The 15,993-nt window shown below is 70.0% G+C and carries 15 protein-coding genes; 7 read left to right on the forward strand and 8 right to left on the reverse strand.

Annotated elements, in window-relative coordinates:
- Nucleotide 1: 1 nt before the first annotated feature.
- Nucleotides 2-403, reverse strand: coding sequence for a ChaB family protein (locus V6V89_RS15595; RefSeq protein WP_334619820.1), 402 nt, complete (start codon nucleotides 401-403; stop codon nucleotides 2-4).
- A gap of 92 nt (nucleotides 404-495) precedes the next feature.
- On the opposite strand from V6V89_RS15595, the gene V6V89_RS15600 reads away from it, so the two are divergent.
- Nucleotides 496-1,452, forward strand: coding sequence for a YihY/virulence factor BrkB family protein (locus tag V6V89_RS15600; protein ID WP_334619821.1), 957 nt, complete (start codon nucleotides 496-498; stop codon nucleotides 1,450-1,452).
- Between the two features lie 190 nt (nucleotides 1,453-1,642).
- A complete protein-coding gene (locus tag V6V89_RS15605; RefSeq protein WP_334619822.1) occupies nucleotides 1,643-2,143 on the forward strand; it encodes an SRPBCC family protein in 501 nt (166 codons plus the stop codon).
- Nucleotides 2,144-2,324: 181 nt separating this feature from the next.
- Here V6V89_RS15605 and V6V89_RS15610 read toward each other — a convergent pair whose 3' ends face one another.
- Nucleotides 2,325-3,509 carry an MFS transporter gene (locus V6V89_RS15610; protein WP_334619823.1) on the reverse strand — a complete coding sequence of 395 codons (1,185 nt, stop codon included), beginning with the start codon at nucleotides 3,507-3,509 and terminating at the stop codon, nucleotides 2,325-2,327.
- A gap of 129 nt (nucleotides 3,510-3,638) precedes the next feature.
- Between V6V89_RS15610 and V6V89_RS15615 the strand changes: the two genes are divergently transcribed.
- Together V6V89_RS15615 and V6V89_RS15620 are read left to right on the forward strand one after the other, a co-directional pair.
- Complete coding sequence (locus tag V6V89_RS15615) at nucleotides 3,639-3,851, forward strand: hypothetical protein (protein WP_334619824.1); 213 nt, start codon at nucleotides 3,639-3,641, stop codon at nucleotides 3,849-3,851.
- A gap of 86 nt (nucleotides 3,852-3,937) precedes the next feature.
- Nucleotides 3,938-4,276 carry a DUF6401 family natural product biosynthesis protein gene (locus V6V89_RS15620; protein WP_334619825.1) on the forward strand — a complete coding sequence of 113 codons (339 nt, stop codon included), beginning with the start codon at nucleotides 3,938-3,940 and terminating at the stop codon, nucleotides 4,274-4,276.
- A gap of 69 nt (nucleotides 4,277-4,345) precedes the next feature.
- On the opposite strand, the gene V6V89_RS15625 is transcribed toward V6V89_RS15620, so the two are convergent.
- The 3 genes from V6V89_RS15625 to V6V89_RS15635 all read right to left on the reverse strand — a co-directional run bounded on the left by V6V89_RS15625 (nucleotide 4,346) and on the right by V6V89_RS15635 (nucleotide 6,723).
- Nucleotides 4,346-5,293: a mechanosensitive ion channel family protein gene (locus V6V89_RS15625; protein WP_334619826.1), complete on the reverse strand. Its 948-nt coding sequence runs from the start codon at nucleotides 5,291-5,293 to the stop codon at nucleotides 4,346-4,348.
- A gap of 94 nt (nucleotides 5,294-5,387) precedes the next feature.
- Nucleotides 5,388-6,179 carry a cellulose binding domain-containing protein gene (locus V6V89_RS15630; RefSeq protein ID WP_334619827.1) on the reverse strand — a complete coding sequence of 264 codons (792 nt, stop codon included), beginning with the start codon at nucleotides 6,177-6,179 and terminating at the stop codon, nucleotides 5,388-5,390.
- Nucleotides 6,180-6,231: 52 nt separating this feature from the next.
- The gene (locus V6V89_RS15635) at nucleotides 6,232-6,723 is read right to left on the reverse strand and encodes a metallophosphoesterase family protein (RefSeq protein WP_334619841.1); all 492 of its coding nucleotides are present in this window, start codon (nucleotides 6,721-6,723) and stop codon (nucleotides 6,232-6,234) included.
- Between the two features lie 116 nt (nucleotides 6,724-6,839).
- Between V6V89_RS15635 and V6V89_RS15640 the strand changes: the two genes are divergently transcribed.
- Both V6V89_RS15640 and V6V89_RS15645 read left to right on the forward strand, forming a co-directional pair.
- Nucleotides 6,840-8,315: a glycoside hydrolase family 6 protein gene (locus V6V89_RS15640; protein ID WP_334619828.1), complete on the forward strand. Its 1,476-nt coding sequence runs from the start codon at nucleotides 6,840-6,842 to the stop codon at nucleotides 8,313-8,315.
- Nucleotides 8,316-8,395: 80 nt separating this feature from the next.
- Complete coding sequence (locus tag V6V89_RS15645) at nucleotides 8,396-8,965, forward strand: hypothetical protein (protein WP_334619829.1); 570 nt, start codon at nucleotides 8,396-8,398, stop codon at nucleotides 8,963-8,965.
- Here V6V89_RS15645 and V6V89_RS15650 read toward each other — a convergent pair.
- From V6V89_RS15650 to V6V89_RS15660, 3 genes are all read right to left on the reverse strand, one after another.
- Complete coding sequence (locus V6V89_RS15650; RefSeq protein ID WP_334619830.1) at nucleotides 8,962-10,149, reverse strand: zinc-dependent alcohol dehydrogenase; 1,188 nt, start codon at nucleotides 10,147-10,149, stop codon at nucleotides 8,962-8,964. The genes V6V89_RS15645 and V6V89_RS15650 overlap by 4 nt on opposite strands.
- A 100-nt stretch (nucleotides 10,150-10,249) precedes the next feature.
- Entirely contained in the window at nucleotides 10,250-12,727 is a 2,478-nt protein-coding gene (locus V6V89_RS15655; RefSeq protein ID WP_334619831.1) for a glycoside hydrolase family 127 protein, read from the reverse strand.
- Between the two features lie 5 nt (nucleotides 12,728-12,732).
- Entirely contained in the window at nucleotides 12,733-14,616 is a 1,884-nt protein-coding gene (locus tag V6V89_RS15660; protein WP_334619832.1) for a glycoside hydrolase family 127 protein, read from the reverse strand.
- A gap of 264 nt (nucleotides 14,617-14,880) precedes the next feature.
- Here V6V89_RS15660 and V6V89_RS15665 point away from each other — a divergent pair, with 264 nt between their 5' ends.
- Nucleotides 14,881-15,897 (forward strand): LacI family DNA-binding transcriptional regulator, encoded by a 1,017-nt coding sequence (locus V6V89_RS15665; RefSeq protein ID WP_334619833.1) that lies wholly within the window; start codon nucleotides 14,881-14,883, stop codon nucleotides 15,895-15,897.
- The last annotated feature ends 96 nt before the right edge of the window (nucleotides 15,898-15,993 follow it).

Raw genomic sequence — 15,993 nt, forward strand, 5'->3', positions numbered from 1 at the left:
GCTACTTGCTCCGAGCCTTGGCGGTCTTGCGGTTGTTCGCCTTCTGGATCGCGTCGACCAGTTCCGACTTGGTCATCCGGGACCGGCCGCGGATCTCGAGCCTCTTCGCGACCTCCATCAGGTGCTCCTTGGAGGCGTTCGCGTCGACCCCACCCGCCGTCTTGGCCGGCTTGGCCCGGCGGCTGCGGGCGGCCTGAGCGTCGCTCGGCCCCTTGCCGTTCTTGGGTTCCCAGCGGTCACCGACCTTCTCGAACGAGTGCTTGAGCGCAGAGAAGGCGGTGCGGTGCGAACGCTCACCCTCGCCGTACGTATCGACCGCCGAGTCGTGCGCCTTCGCCCACGTCTCCTGCGCCTTCTTCGGCGAGCGCTTCAGTGTGCTGGGCATCTCCTTGCGTGCCGGCATGGCGACCTCCTCACATTGCCTCTTCGATCGCGGTTCCCCCGTTCATCGACACGCAAACGTTTGTGCCTGGTCACACCCGGGTACCGGCGGGCATGGCAACGACGGCAGCCGACCGGATGAGCATTCCCCGCGGGCTGCGCGACCTGCGCTGGTCGACGTGGCGCGGCGTACTGGTCCGCAGCGCCAAGGGCTTCATGAAGGACAACTGCACCGACTGGGCGGCCGCGCTCACGTACTACGGCGTGCTCGCCCTCTTCCCCAGCCTCATCGTCATCGTCGCGCTCGTCGGGCTGGTCTCCAAGGGCGAGCAGACGGTCACCACCATCACCGACTTGGCAAAGGACGTGGGCGCCGGTTCGGTAGTGGCCAACGACAACGTCGTCAGCATCATCAAGAGCGTCACCGATCAAGACTCGGCCAGCGTGCTGCTCAGCTTCGGCCTCATCGGCGCGCTGTGGTCGGCGTCCGGGTTCATCGGTGCCTTCACCCGCGCGTCGAACGCCATCTACGGGGTGGCCGAGGGGCGGCCGATCTACAAGCTGCGCCCGCTTCAACTGCTCGTGACGGCAACCGCGCTGGTGCTGCTGGCGGTGGTCGCGGTCATCCTGATCGTCAGCGGCCCGGTCACCGACGCGATCGGCGACGCGCTGAAGCTCGGCAACGCACCCAAGACACTGTGGACGATCGTCAAGTGGCCGGTGCTGATACTGGTGATGCTCCTGCTGCTCGCGCTGATGTTCTGGATCGCGCCGAACGTGCAGCCGCCGCGGTTCCGGTGGCTCACCGTCGGCGGGTTCGCGACGCTGATCGCATGGGGGCTCGTGTCGTTCGGCTTCGGGCTGTACGTGGCGAACTTCGGCTCCTACGACGCGACGTACGGGAGTCTGGGCGCGGTGATCGCCTTTCTCATCTGGCTGTACCTGTCGAATTGTGCCCTGATGCTCGGTGTGGAGATCAACGCCGAGTTGCAGCGCGGCCGCCAGATCCAGGCCGGCACCCACGACCCCGACGACCCGGTACTCCCTCCACGCACCGAGCCCTCCGAGTAGGCCTCTGTGACTAGGGGCGGTGTTTGGCCGCCCAAGCGTCGGGTACCGCAAATGTATGGCACGTGGCAGCAGCAGGCACGGTCCGCGCTTGGGCGTGGGGACCTGCTCGCCCCGGATGTGACGTTCGAAAGACGGTCACCGAGGAATGGGCCACGTTGCAACGCACGAACGACGGTTAGGAGGAATACCAATGGGTGGGGTTACCGAGTCTGTGGACGTTGCGGTACCAGTCCGCACGGCCTATAACCAGTGGACCCAGTTCGAGGAGTTCCCCCAGTTCATGGAAGGGGTCCAGGAGGTCCGGCAGATGTCGGACACGATGACCCACTGGAAGGTCGAGATCGGTGGGATCAAGCGCGAATTCGACGCGCGGATCACCGAGCAGCTGCCCGACGAGCGGGTGGCCTGGACCTCCACGGCTGGCACCAAGCAGGCGGGCGTGGTGACGTTCCACCGGCTCGACGACACGCACAGCCGCGTGACGGCGCAGATGGAGTTCGAACCCGAGGGCGCGGTGGAGAAGGGCGCCGACAAGCTTGGCGTGCTGAAGACGCGCGTGAAGGGTGACCTCAAGCGGTTCAAGGAGTACATCGAGCAGCGCGGCGGCCAGGAAACTGGCGCGTGGCGTGGCGAGGTGCCCAAGCCGGGCAGCGAGAGGCCCGGCACCGACAGGCCGCAGCCAATGCTGTAGCCATCAGGAAGCCCAATGCTGTAGCCATCAGGAAGCCCAATTCTGTAGCGATCAGGAAGCAGGGGGAGCCGGCGGCCGCCGGCTCCCCCTTTCCGGCAGGGAGGAGGCCGGCCACGACGAGGACATCCCTGACCACGAGGACCGTCCGACCACGACGGGCCGGACCGGCCCGCACTAAGGCCTAACCAGCCGAGGAGGGCCGGCGCGCCGACGCCACATAGAGCGCCAGCAGCAGTACCGCCAGCGTCACCAGCGCCGGCCCCAGGTATTCCACGTCCAGGCGGTTCAGCAGCACACCGACCGCGCCCGGCAGAAGCGCACCGCCGAGCCCAGCCGCCCCGATCTGCACCCCGATGGCGCGGTCCGCGTGCGCCGGGCCAACCCGGTTCGCGGTCGTGAGCGTCATCAGCGGAAACACCGGCGCCGCCGCGAACCCGATGATCGCGAGCCCCACCACGGCCACCCAGCCGGGCGCGGGCAGCGCCACCAGCACAGCCCCGAACACCATGCCTGCCAGGCTGGCCCGCAGGACTTGATCGCTGCCCAGCCGCTCGGCGACCACGCCCTGCACCACCCGGCCCAGGAACAGGCTGGCCCAGTACCCGGACACGCACACACCGGCGACCGCGCCGCTCAGGCCGCGCCCCTCGGTCAGCAGCAGGTACGCCCACAGCCCCGCCGCCACCTCGACCGCCACGTACACGGCGAACGCCAGCGCCCCGAACCACACGGCGGGGATGGCCAGCGTGTCGCGGATCGGCACCTTGAGTAGGGGCGCCTCGCCGTCCGCCACCGGCCGGTGCGCCGCCCAGTTGCGCGCGGTGAGCGCGAACGCGGTGGCCAGCACCGCCTGCGCCGTCGCCACCGCGGCGTACCCCCAGCGCCACGACAGCCCCGCGCTGATCACCGAGGTCATGATGAGCGGCCCGATCGCGACGCCCAGCCCGAAGAACGCGTGCATCCAGTTCATGTGCCGGGGGCCGAAGGCGGCGGCCGCGTACGCGTTGAGCCCCGAGTCGACCGCGCCCGAGCCGAGCCCGAGCAGCAGCGCGCACCCGACCATCATGGCCAGCACCGGCGACGTCGCGTACCCGGTCAGCGCCAGGCTGGCGAGCGCGGTGCTCCCGGCGAGCAGCCAGCCCACGCCCAGCCGGGCGATCGTGAAGCCGGCCGCCACGCTCGACGTGATGTACCCCGTGGTCCCCGCGATCAGCAGCAGGCCCACCGCGTCGAGCGGCACGCCGAGGTCGGGGCTGATCGACGGCCAGCCGACGCCGATCAGGCCGTCGGGCAGTCCCAGGCTGATGAACGCGAAGTAGGCCAGCAGGAGCAACGACCCACGGGTCGCGGTCTTGGCGGTCGACATGAGTTCCGATCTTTCCCGACGGACACCCGGGGCGGCCAACGCGATTAACGGCAGTCTCGACCGGACGGCTCAATCGTTATCAGCCGAACGTCCCATGGCAGTCCCGAAACCGCACGGCAGACTTTCCGGATGCGCCAAGCCCCGGGCTTCCTCACCCCAAACCAGCGCCGTTTCGCGTGGGTCGGCTTCGTGCTGACCGCGCTGCAGGCCCCGCTCGCCGCCCGCTTGCTGCCAGACGAGTCGTGGCTGTTCAGCGTCGTCGTGGCGCTCATGGTCGCGACGGTCATCATGGCCGACGACTCGATGCGTCGCCGCCCGGTCAAGGTGCGCAGCGACGAATAGTCCGTGACATCCCTCTCACGGAGAACAGGCAAAATCAGCCGACTGGCCGAAGACCACAGCGCGGCCCGCGACTACGGTGAGTCACTATGACCGGGTTTCTCAGCGACCTTTCCGCACGCTCCGCCACGAAGTCAGCACGCTCCGTGTTGGCCAGCTTGATGGCGTCCATCGGTGCGGCCGGTCTCGAAGCCGCCGCTCGGCACCCCGGCCTGCTGGCCGCGATCGACCAGCACGCCGCCGCGATCCGCGACAGCCTCTTCGGTGACCTGCGCGAGCTGACCCCGGTACACCTGGCCGGATACGCCGAGGGCGTCCGCGAGGCCGCCGTCGAGCACGGCTGGCGCGAGCCCGAGGCGATCGACTGGAGCGCCGCGCAAGATTGGGTCCTGACCCGACTCCTGGCGGTCTGCGCCCTCGCCCGCTAGGCCACCCATCGCGCCGTCCGCCGATCTCGCAGCCCTCAGGCCACAAGATCGGCGGGACGACAGAGCGCTCTACCGGCGCTCGATGCGCTGCGTTTCGTCGTTGGCCAAAGACCCCGGGGCCGGCGCCGCGGGCGGAGCCGGCGGAGGTGCCGAAGCCGCCGTAGCTGCCGGAGGCGGCGAGCCCGCCGACGACTGGTACACCCCCGGCTGGGACGGCTGGGATGCCGCCATCGCGGGCGCCTCGGCCCCCGTCGGCAACGGTTCGGTGCGGTCAGCCATCTGCCGGTTGACGTCTTCCCGGCCAGCCGAGTAGGCCTGCGCCCGCTCCCGGATCACCTGCGTCTCGGCGGCCGCCCGGTCGAGCCAGCCCTCCCAGCGCTGCTGCATCGGCCGCACCAGACCGCCACCAACGCCGACGATAAGGATGCCGGCCACCGTGGCCAGCACGGCGATCAGCACTGGCGTCGTGACGGTCGTCGCGATGCCCACCTGGTTGAGCGCGGCGATCACGCCGAGCCCGATGATGAAGACGGACGCCAGGTTGGCGAGCAACTTCCCGTACGACAGGCCGCCCAGCGCCCCCGTGACCAGGTCACGCACCGCGTTGGCGATTGCCGCGGCCACCACCACGATCACGATCGCGATGAACGCCTTCGGCAGCCATGAGACAACGGCGCTGATGAGATCGCTGATCGGGTTCGGCCCCCACACCCCGAACGCCAACTGCAACGTAAACAGCAGCACCGCGTAGTACACGATCCGCGCCGCGATGTCGCTCGCGTCGTACTTGCTGTTTTGCAGCGCGCGGCCGATGCCGCCACGCTCGACCGCGCGGTCAAAGCCGATCCGCTCCAATATCCGGTCGACCAGCTTCAGCACGAACCGGGCGATGATCCACCCCACGACCAGGATCGCGATGAACCCGATCGCCTTGGGCACGAACAACAGCACTGATCTCCACATATCGGTGAGCGCGCCGTCGATATCGACGTGCTCCACCGCCAAGGGCTCGGACATACGCGTCCCCTCCTGTCACTCGCAGCCCTCCATACCCCCTGATCATGCAACTCAATCTAGGGTTATTCGGGGCTTTTCGGACAAAAGGCAGAAGTTACGCGCAAGCTCGCCCATCAATGGCGCAGCCGGTCGGCTCGCCCGCCAGCAATCCCGGCACGTCGAACGTGAACGCCACCGACCCGCCGGGCGGCACCGCAGCGGCACCGTCCTCAGGCGTGAAGATCACCAGCGTCCCGTCCTGTGCGAACTGCGCACCGGACGCGCCGCTCACCTCCAGCCCGGCCGGCAGGCTCAGCGTGACCTGCCAGTCCCGCGCCGCACCCGCACCCTCGTTGCGGACGGTCACCTCGCCGCGATACCCGCCGAGCCCCAACAGGCCGGTGTTGGCCGCGCGTGCATAGCTCGCGTGCAGGTCAGCCGCCGCGACGGGCGCGCTTGTAGCCGACTCCGGCGTCGGACTCGCGGGCACCGGCCCCGCGCCCGGCGACGTCCGCTGGCGACTCTCGCCACGGACCCCAGCCGTGGGCGTCGGACTGGCCACCCCCTCCGCCGGCGGCGACGCCGCCGGCCGCGACGGCACGACCATCGGGAGCGGCAACGCCACCTCACCGGTAGGCCGCCGCCGCTCCATCAACGCGTACGCCCCACCCATGACGACAGTCGCCGCCACGATCACGAACACCACGGCCAGGACGACCTCGATGCGGGTCCACGGCAGCTTTTCGGGTACGCGGACAGGGGCGAGCACCGGCTCGATGGCCGGCTCGGGCTCGGGGTCCCGCGCAGATGGCTCGTCGACGGTCATGCTCTGGTCGAACTGCTGAAGCTCCGCGACGTACCCCATCACCCCGGAAGTCTCGCGGCGGCTCTCCCCCGGCTCCGTCACCCAGCGACTATATGGGTCCCGCCCTTGCGGGACGCAACCCCGCAATCCGGCATCAGAGCGGGTGAAGTCGGACCTCGGTCAAGGCGCCCGCCTCCACCGCGGCGGTCAGGTACGTCGCCCGGGGCTGGCGACGACGGTCGGTGGGTGAACCCGGGTTGAGCAACCGCAGGCCACCCGGCGCCACCGTGTCCCACGGGATGTGCGAGTGGCCGAACACCAGCAGGTCCGCGTCGCCGAACCGGGCCGCGCACCGGCGCTCCCGCCCACCCGCGGGACCGGTTTCGTGCACGACCGCCAGCCGGAGCCCGTCGAGCTCGGCCCGAGCCACCTCGGGCAGCCTGGCCCGCAGCGCCGGGCCGTCGTTGTTGCCGTACACGCCGATCAGCCTGGCCGCCCGCGCCTCGATCGCGTCGAGTAGGGCGACGTCGACCCAGTCGCCAGCGTGGATCACCACGTCGGCGGCGTCGACGGCCGCCCACAGGGGCGCCGGCAGGTCGCGGGCGCGCTTCGGCACGTGGGTGTCCGCTGTAATGACCAGGTGCATGTGCCACCCCCCGAGAAAGCACGCCGCGAAGACTTCACATTCTCGCAACATCCACGTACGGTAATCGATGCGTGGGAGCGCTTCCACAGAGACCGCTCGATGCAAGGGAGTCCCGCATGCGCAGGAGATCCGTGCTCACCGCGGCCGTCGCGACCGCCGCCATGAGCCTGGCCTCGGTCGCGACCGTGGTCGGCGTCGGGTTGTTGCGACCACACGCCGCGGCCGCCGCTGAGTCCGCATTCTATGTCGACCCGGACACGGGGGCCGCTCGTTGGGTCGCCGCCAACCCCAACGACTCACGGACCCCGGTGATCCGGGACCGCATCGCCAACGTGGCCCAGGCGCGCTGGTTCACCACCACCAACACCTCGGCGGTACGGGCGCAGGTCGACGGGTTCGTCGGCGCGGCCGCCGCAGCCGGCAAGATCCCGATCATGGTGGTCTACAACGTGCCGAACAGGGACTGTGGCGGCGCCAGCTCGGGCGGCGCGCCCAGCCACCAGGCATATCGCCAGTGGGTCGACCAGGTCGCGGCCGGCCTCGGGGGCCGCCCGGCGTACATCATTCTCGAACCCGACGTGCTCGCCATAATGAGCGACTGCCAGAGCGCCGCACAGCAGGCCGAGACCGCGGCCTCCATGGCGTACGCGGGCAAGGCGCTGCGCGCCGGCTCTTCCCAGGCCCGGGTCTACTTCGACGCGGCCCACTCTGCATGGCTGTCGGCAAGCGAGATGGCCCGCCGCCTCGTGCAGGCCGACATCGCGAACAGCGCGCACGGCATCTCGGTCAACGTGTCGAACTACCGCACCAACAGCGAGTTGATCCCCTACGCGAAGGCGGTCGTCGCGGCCACCGGCGCGCCGAACCTGAAGATCGTCGTCGACACCAGCCGCAACGGCAACGGGCCGGCCGGTTCCGAGTGGTGCGACCCGCCGGGGCGCGCGATCGGCATCGAGACGACCAACGTGACCGGCGACGCCGCGGTTGACGCGTACCTGTGGATCAAGCTGCCGGGCGAAGCCGACGGCTGCATCGCGAGCGCCGGCCAGTTCGTACCGCAGCGGGCCTATGACCTCGCGATCGCGGCCCCGCCGCGGACGACACCGCCAGTCACGACACCGCCAGTCACGACACCGCCAGTCACGACACCGCCAGTCACGACACCGCCAGTCACGACACCGCCAGTCACGACACCGCCAGTCACGACACCGCCAGTCACGACACCGCCGGTGACCACTCCCCCGGTTACCACCCCGCCCGTGACCACGCCGCCGCCGACTGCATGCTCCATTGTGCACACACCCAACGTGTGGACCGGCGGCTTCACGGCGGAGATCCGGATCACCAACCAGGGCAGCGCGGTGACGAGTTGGACGCTGGCGTTCACGGTCGGCTCGACCGTCCGGCTCACCAGCGGCTGGAACGGCACGTGGACCCAGTCCGGCACTCAGATCACCGCACGCAACGCCACCTGGAACGGATCGCTGGCCACCGGCGCCACGACCAGCATCGGCTTCCAGGGCACATACACCGGCAGCGCACCCGGCACGCCCACCGCGTTCACCCTGAACGGCGCTGCCTGCTCGGCTTGACCCGCCCCCACACGGGTGTGGCCTCTCGTTGGGACGTCGAGGGGCCACACCCAGGGACATTTGGATGGGACGATGTAGTCATGTCCACCGCTGTCGATACGGCCACCCAGCGGCCCCGCAGGCGCGGTCACACCCGCTGGATCGCGGTCGGTGTCGTCGTTCTGACCGCCGTTCTGGTCGCGGTGGTGCTGCGCGGCATCGGCTCCGGCGGCACCGCCGAGCCGCCCACCCTGCACAACCAGCTCGCCGACCAGGTCGCGGCGATCCTGGAGCAGTCCACGACGACCGAGCACCACGCGCACGGGCACGGCGAGGTGGCCGAGGCCGGCAAGGTTGTCTGCGAGGCAGAGACGCTCGGCTTCGACCCGCCGGGCGCCGCCACGCTCGCCGAGGTGAAGACCTTCTACGGATACCACCTGTGCGCGGTCGCCGAGAAGGACCGGCCGTGGGACTTCGCGGTCAAGCTGAGCGGGCCGCTGTCGGTCCAGTTCGCCCAGCCGCCGGTGATCCGGGTGGCCGAGGGCGGCGAGGGCTATCCGGAGCGGGTCCGCCAGATCATCCCCGCGCAGTACCAGGAGCAGGCCTTCAAGGCGCTCATCGACCCGGAGGACATGCGCGACCTGAGGTCGCGGTTCGAAGACGCCGCTTAGGGATGTAGGACCACCTTCACCGCGCCGTCCTGCTTCTTCTGGAAGATCTCGTACCCGTGCGGCGCCTCGTCCAGCGTCAGGTGATGGGTCGCGAACGAGTCCACGCCGAGCGGATCAGTGTCGCCTGTCAGCAGCGGCATGATGTCGTCGACCCAGCGGCGCACGTTCGCCTGGCCCATCCGCAGCTGCACCTGCTTGTCGAACAGGGTCAGCATGGGCATGGGATCGGCCATGCCGCCGTACACGCCGATCAGTGAGATCGTGCCGCCGCGCCGCACGATGTCGATCGCCGAGTGCAGGGCCACGAGCCGGTCGACGCCCGCCTTCTGCATGATCTTCGCAGCGACCGCGTCGGGCAGCAGGCCGGCCATCTGCTGTGCCAACTTGCCGGCGGGCGCGCCGTGCGCCTCCATCCCGACCGCGTCGATAACAGCATCCGGGCCGCGCCCGTCGGTGCGGTCGCGGATCACCTCAGTGAGATCGTCGTCGACCGCACCGACATCGACCACCTCGACGCCCCGAGCGCGGGCCCTGTCGAGGCGCTCGGGTACCAGATCGACACCGATGACCCGACCTGCGCCTCGGTGCATCGCGATCCGGGCGGACATGTCACCGATCGGTCCGAGGCCGAGCACGACCACCGACCCGCCCGGCGGGATCGCCGCGTACTCGACCGCCTGCCACGCGGTGGGCAGCACGTCCGACAGGTACACGAAGCGGTCGTCGGGCGGTCCTTCCGGCACCTTGATCGGCCCGTAGTGTGCCTGCGGCACCCGCAGGTACTCCGCCTGGCCGCCGGGCACCTCGCCGTACAGCTTGGTGTAGCCGAACAGCGCCGCGCCCATACCGGTGTCCCGGCACTGCGTGGTCTCGCACTGGGTCTGAAGCCCCTGCCGGCACATGAAGCACCGGCCGCACGCGATCTGGAACGGCACCACGACCCGGTCGCCTGGTTTGATGCCGGTGACCTCGGCACCGACCTCTTCGACGATGCCCATCGGCTCGTGGCCGAGCACGTCGCCCTTGCCCATGAAGGGGCCCATCACCTCGTACAGGTGCAGGTCGGAGCCGCAGATGCCGCTCGATGTCACCCGGATGACCGCATCGGTGGGTTCCTTGATCGTGGGGTCGGGCACGTCGTCGACCCGGACGTCTCTCTTGCCGTGCCAGGTAACCGCTCGCATGCGGGCGGGATACCCGAAGCAGCGGAGCCGAAACTGGCCCGGCTGGTGGCCCGACCAGCCGGGCGCAGGTCGGAACCACCAGCCGGGGGTTCGTGGGGCGCTATCCGCCGGTGGCGTGCAGGTCCGCCACCTCCGCCGCGGTCAGCACCCGGCTGTACACGCGGACGTTGTCCAGAGCGCCGTCGAGGTAAGGGTCGCCGCCGTACTGCGAGCGACCGAGCCAGTTCTGGGTGGTCGTGCCAAGGTCCGCCGGGCGCCGGGTCATCGAGGAGTTCCGGGCCGCTTCGACGCCATTGACGTACAGGATGCCGGCGCTGCCGGAGAGTGTGACCGCGACGTGCGTCCACACGCCCGCCGCCAGCGCCGCCGGCGCGTCGATGCGTTGCTCGCCGCCAGCTCCGGAGCTGGTGATCGCGAAGCGCGCGGTGCCCGCACTGCTGCGCGGCGTGAGGAACATGTTCGCGGCGGTACCGGCACCGAAGTCGAACACCCGGGCCCAGGTCGCGATCGTGTCCAACCGGACCCAGGTGGCGACGCTGCACGCGGTCGCACCGGCGAGGATGCCCGACGGGAGCGCCACGTGCGCGGTCGAACCGCTGAGGTTGACCGCGTTGCCGGTGCGGCCCGCTATCCAGCCCGCACCGCCAGCGAGGGTGGCGGTGCGCCGGTTGCCGGTCGCGTCCGCCGCAGTGGCGCCGGTCGTCTCGTCGAAGCGGTAGTGCGCGACGAACGGCGGCAGCTGGGGTGTGGTGCCGACGGTCCAGTACACCGTGTACCGCTGGCCGTGCGTCTTGTAGAACGGCAGCAGCGTGACCTGCCCGGTGCTGGCGGTCGCGGTGAACTGGAGCGGCGTCGACGTCGACGCGACGGTGGACGCGTTGAGCGTGGGCAGCACGGAGAGGTTGTTGGTGCCGTACGCCCCCGCGAGCACGATCGGGCCGTACCTGACCGCCTGCGTGCTGGCACTGTCTGGAGTGGACTCGCGGGTCAGCGCCATCGGCAGCGAGATGTCGACCGCGTCACCAGAGGCCCAGGTGCGGCTGATCGTCGCGTACGAGCCGGGTGTCACGGGCTCGGTGACGGCGGTGCCGTTGACGCGGATCTGGGCGCCGGCGGCCCAGGACGGCACCCGGACCTTTAGCGTGAAGATCCCGGAGCCGGTAATGGTCAGGCGACTGCTCGTCGTCTCCGGGAAGCTGGTCTCCTGCCGCACCGTGATCGCCTTGGCCGACCACATGAGCACCGAGGCTATGAAGAGGTTCACGTACAGGGTGTCGGCGGAGTGGAAGTAGATGCTGTCCGCGTACTTGGTGTTGCTCTCCATGCCGGTGCCGTGGCAGCACGTCCAGTCGTTGTAGTCGTTACTGTAGGTCTTGATGCCGCCGGGGCGCAACGGCACGTAGTAACAGTGGAAGCCGTGCGACGACGACGGGTTCTGGGCACCGAGGATGTGGTTGTAGAGCGCCTTCTCGTAGTACTCCATGTAGTCGGCGCGGGTCGGGTTGGTGAAGAAGAGCTGCCGGCTCAGCTTCAGCATGTTGTACGTGTTGCAGCACTCGGCTGTGGTGTCGCTCAGCTCGCTGGCGATGCGGTTCGCCGCCTTGAAGTACTCGCCATTGGAGTTGCCGCCGATGGCATACGAGTGCCGGCCGACCACGATGTCCCAGAAGTTGGCCGCGATGTCCCGGTACCGTGTCTCGCCGGTGGCGTGGTACTCCCGGATCGCGCCCAACGCCTTGGGGATCTGCGTGTTCGCGTGGTACCCGTTGAGCGCGTCCACATTGGAGGCAAGCGGATCGAATACCTCGGCGTGGTCGAAGTACCGCGCGGTGGCCAGGTGGTCGGGGTCGGCGGTGAGCTGGTAGAGGTTGGCGAGCGTCTCGTTCATGCCGCCGAACTCGGTGTCCAGCATGTTCTGCCGCTGGGTCTGCGTGAGCCGGTCGTTGCGGAACTTCACCCACGCGGCCATCTTCGTCAGCACATCGAGCGCCTGCGCGTTGCCGGCGAGCAGGTGCATGTCGAGCAGACCCGCCATGATCTTGTGGAGCGTGTAGTACGGCGCCCACACCGACTGCCGGGCCTCGACGCGGTCGATGAAGCTTTCCGGGAACGCCGACAGGTATCCGGTGTTGAAGCCCGCGGTGGTCGCGCGGTCCTGGCATTTGGCCAGCTCGGCCACCAGGTAGTCACCCTTGGTCTTGAACGCGGCCGGGCCGGCGTTGGCGTACCCCTGGGCGAGCGCGGTGAGCAGGTGGCCCATCGAATGGCCGCGCAGCTCGGTGGTCGGCGACTCCCAACCGCCCATCGCGGCCGCCGACGAGGGCAGGCCGACATTGAGCCGGAACATGTGCAGCATCCGGTCGGGGTCGAGGAAGCTCAGGTAGCTGTGCGTGCGCGCCATGTTGGCCTGGAACGGGCCGGTCAGCAGCGTCACCGCGGAAAGCGGGAACGGGTACACGGAAACCTCGGTGTCCGGCCGGACGGCGGACGCGGGCCGGCCATCGAGCGCCGCGAGGCCGGCGGCCGCGGCGGCACCGGCGACCCCGGTGCGCAGGACGGTGCGGCGAGACGGTGACATTGGTTTCACCCCCTGCTCTGTGGTAGCCAGACGCGCATGGTCGCCGGACCGCGGTTGGCCCACAGGTGGTACGGAACGAGCGTGAGCGTGCTCGCCTCCGGCTCGCTGCCACCAGGTGACCCGTACGGCCAGCCGTTGGCGGAGACCGCAAGCTGTGCGGCCGGCACGTCGAGGGCGACGGCGTCCGGCCCGAGTGCCGGCAGCGGGCGCTCCACCACCGGCGCCGACCGGTCCGCCGCCACCGCGTCGAGCGGCACCGCCGGGTCCTGGTCGACCGACTCCGCGCAGTACACCAGCGGGCCCCGCTCCACCGCGACGCAGTCGCGCACCGCGTCGATACGCTGGTCGGGCGCCGTCCACCGTGGACCGACCGGCAACTCGAGCCGCACCTGGTCGCCGATGCGCCAGGTCCGGGTAGCCCCCGCGTACCCGGACCGGACCCGCTCGGTGCCCTGGGGCGTGACGAGCGTGGCCTCACCTGCCCAGCCGGGCACCCGCAGCGACAGCCGCCACGGCCGGTCGCTGGTGGCGGTGACCCGCACCGTGACGTCGCCGCGCCACGGGTATCCGGTCTCGATCGACAGCCCGGTCTCTCCCGCGCGCACCTTGGCGCTGGCGTACTGGTGCACCTGCACGCCATCGCTGTCGGCGGTCGCCACGTATCCGCCGAGCGACGCGAGCATGCGCGCGACGTTGGTCGGGCAGCACGACACGTCTCGCCACGGCGCACGCTCGCTCGACGAGGCCCGCGGCCACGGCTTCGACGGGTCCATCGGGGTGCCGGCCACCCGCTGGTGCAACGTGTTGGTGTAGAAGAAGGCCCGCCCGTCCAGCGATGTCGAGGCGGCCACCACGTTGTACAGAGTTCGCTCGGCCAGGTCGGCGAAGCGCGGCTCGCCGGTGGCCAGCAGCAGGCGCCACGACAGCATCACCGACGCGACGCCGGCACAGGTCTCCACGTACGCCCGGTCGGTGGGCAGTTCGAAGTCGTCGCCGAAGGCCTCGCCCTCGTGCCGCGAGCCCATGCCCCCCGTCAGGTACGTCCGGGCCGCCACCGTGCGCTCCCACTGCCGGACGACGGCGGCGAGCAGCTTGTCGTCGCCCGTCTCCACCGCCAAGTCGACCGCGCCGCAGGCCAGGTACAGGGCGCGCACGGCGTGACCGGCGAACGCCGCCCGCTCCCTGATCGGGATGTCGTCCTGGAAATACGCACGGCCGAGCTCGATGTCGGGCAGGGTGGCCTGCCCGCGCCGGTCGATGAACAGCCGCGCCTGGTCGAGGTAGCGGGTCGTGCCGGTGGCCCGGTACAGCTCCACGAGCGCCATCTCGATCTCAGGGTGTCCACAGAGGAACTGCCGCCCGGCCGCCCCGAACTCCGCGCACACGTGGTCGGCCGCGCGGATCGCGGTGGCGGTGAGCGCGTCTTCGAACCCGGTGCGCAGCCGGGCCACGCCCGCCTGAATGAGGTGCCCGTAGCAGTACAGCTCGTGACCCCACACCAGGTCCGAGTAGCGCGGCCGCTGCCCCGGCCGTCCGAACATGGTGTTGAGGTATCCGCCCGGCTCCTGCGCGGCCGCGACCACCATGGACAGGTCGTCGAGTGGCGCGTCGCCGCCACGGCCGATCTCCCAGGCCATGGCCTCGGCCAGCTTGTAGATCTCCGAGTCGGAGAACTCCCGACCCCGGCGGCGGTGCGGTGCGAGCTCGCCCGCGGCGGCGAGCCGGAAGTTGTCGAGCCAGCCGGTCCGCTCGATCCACTCGTGCGCATGCGGGATCGTGGCCGTGCCGTTGCGCTCCTGCCGCTCGGCCCAGAAGCCGCCGGTCAGCCGCGCCTGGTCGACCCCCAGCGGGCTCAGCGCCCCGGTGGACGGACGCACCGGTCCGATCATCTTCACCCCTTCAGGTGGTCACCGGCACGGTCGCGTCCACGAGCGACGTGCCCTCGGCCGCACCGGTTACCGTGAACTGGCCCGGCTGGGCGCACGGGGGATGCACCACCTGGAGACATCACCAACACCCCCATCGATCCCCGAAAACCTTTTCGGCAATTTAGCCATGCCCAAACACCGCTGTCAAGGTCACATTTCTTATGGATCTCATGGCACCATGGTCTACATTGTTGAGGTATCCGAAAGCATTTCGAAAGGGTTTCGGTGGCCAGGCAGCGTTCGCAGTCCGTCACACTCACCGACGTGGCCCGCCGCGCCGGGGTGTCCATCGCGACCGCATCCAAAGCGCTCAACGCCCGCGACGAGGTGGCACCGGAGACCCGCCGCCGCGTCCTGGCGGCAGCCGACGAGCTCTCGTTCCAACCCAACGTGCTGGCGCGCGGCCTGATCTCCGGCCGCACCCGCACCATCGGCCTGCTCACCGATGAACTCGCCGGCCGGTTCTCGATCCCGATCCTGCTCGGCGTCGAAAACGCGCTCGGCAGCGAGCAGATGTCGGTCCTGCTGTGCGACGCCCGCGGCGACGCCATCCGGCGCCGCCACTACATCCGCACGCTGCTCGCCCGCCAGGTCGACGGCTTCATCATCCTCGGCGACTCCAACGACGTCCGCCCGTCGCTGACGGGCGACATCCCGGTCCCGGTCGTCTACGTGTACGGCGAGTCGGACGACCCCGACGACCTGTCCCTGCTCGCCGACGACGCCGACGGCGCACGCCTCGCCACCGAGCACCTCGTGTCACTCGGCCGGCGCAACATCGCCCACATCACCGGCCCCGAAACGTACCGCGCCGCCCGCGACCGCGTCGCCAGCCTGCGCAAGGTGCTCGACGGCGCCGGCCTGTCGCTGGTGGGCGGCGAGCCGCTGTACGGCGAATGGTCGCAGCGCTGGGGCCGGCACGCCGCCCGGATGCTCCTCAGCTCGTACCCGGAAATCGACGCGATCTTCTGCGGCAACGACCAGATCGCGACCGGCGTGGCCAACACGCTGCGCGACCTCGGCCGGCGCATCCCCGACGACGTGTCGATCGTCGGATACGACAACTGGCACGAGTTCGCGTCCGACTGCCAGCCCCCGCTGACCACCGTCGACCTCAACCTCCAACAGCTGGGCGAGACAGCGGTAAAGCACCTGTTCGCCGCCCTGGACGGCCAACCAACATCAGGCGTGATCCGCCAACCCTGCCGCCTGGTAGTCCGCGACTCCACCGGCCCCGCCTAATCCCACCGCACCTCCCCGCCCGCCCCACCGCCCTGGCCGCCGCGCCGCACCGCGCCCACCGCGCCGCGCCACGCCCAGCGCGCCCACCGCGCCGCG

Source organism: Micromonospora sp. CPCC 206061 (assembly GCF_036906915.1).
GTDB lineage: Bacteria > Actinomycetota > Actinomycetes > Mycobacteriales > Micromonosporaceae > Phytohabitans.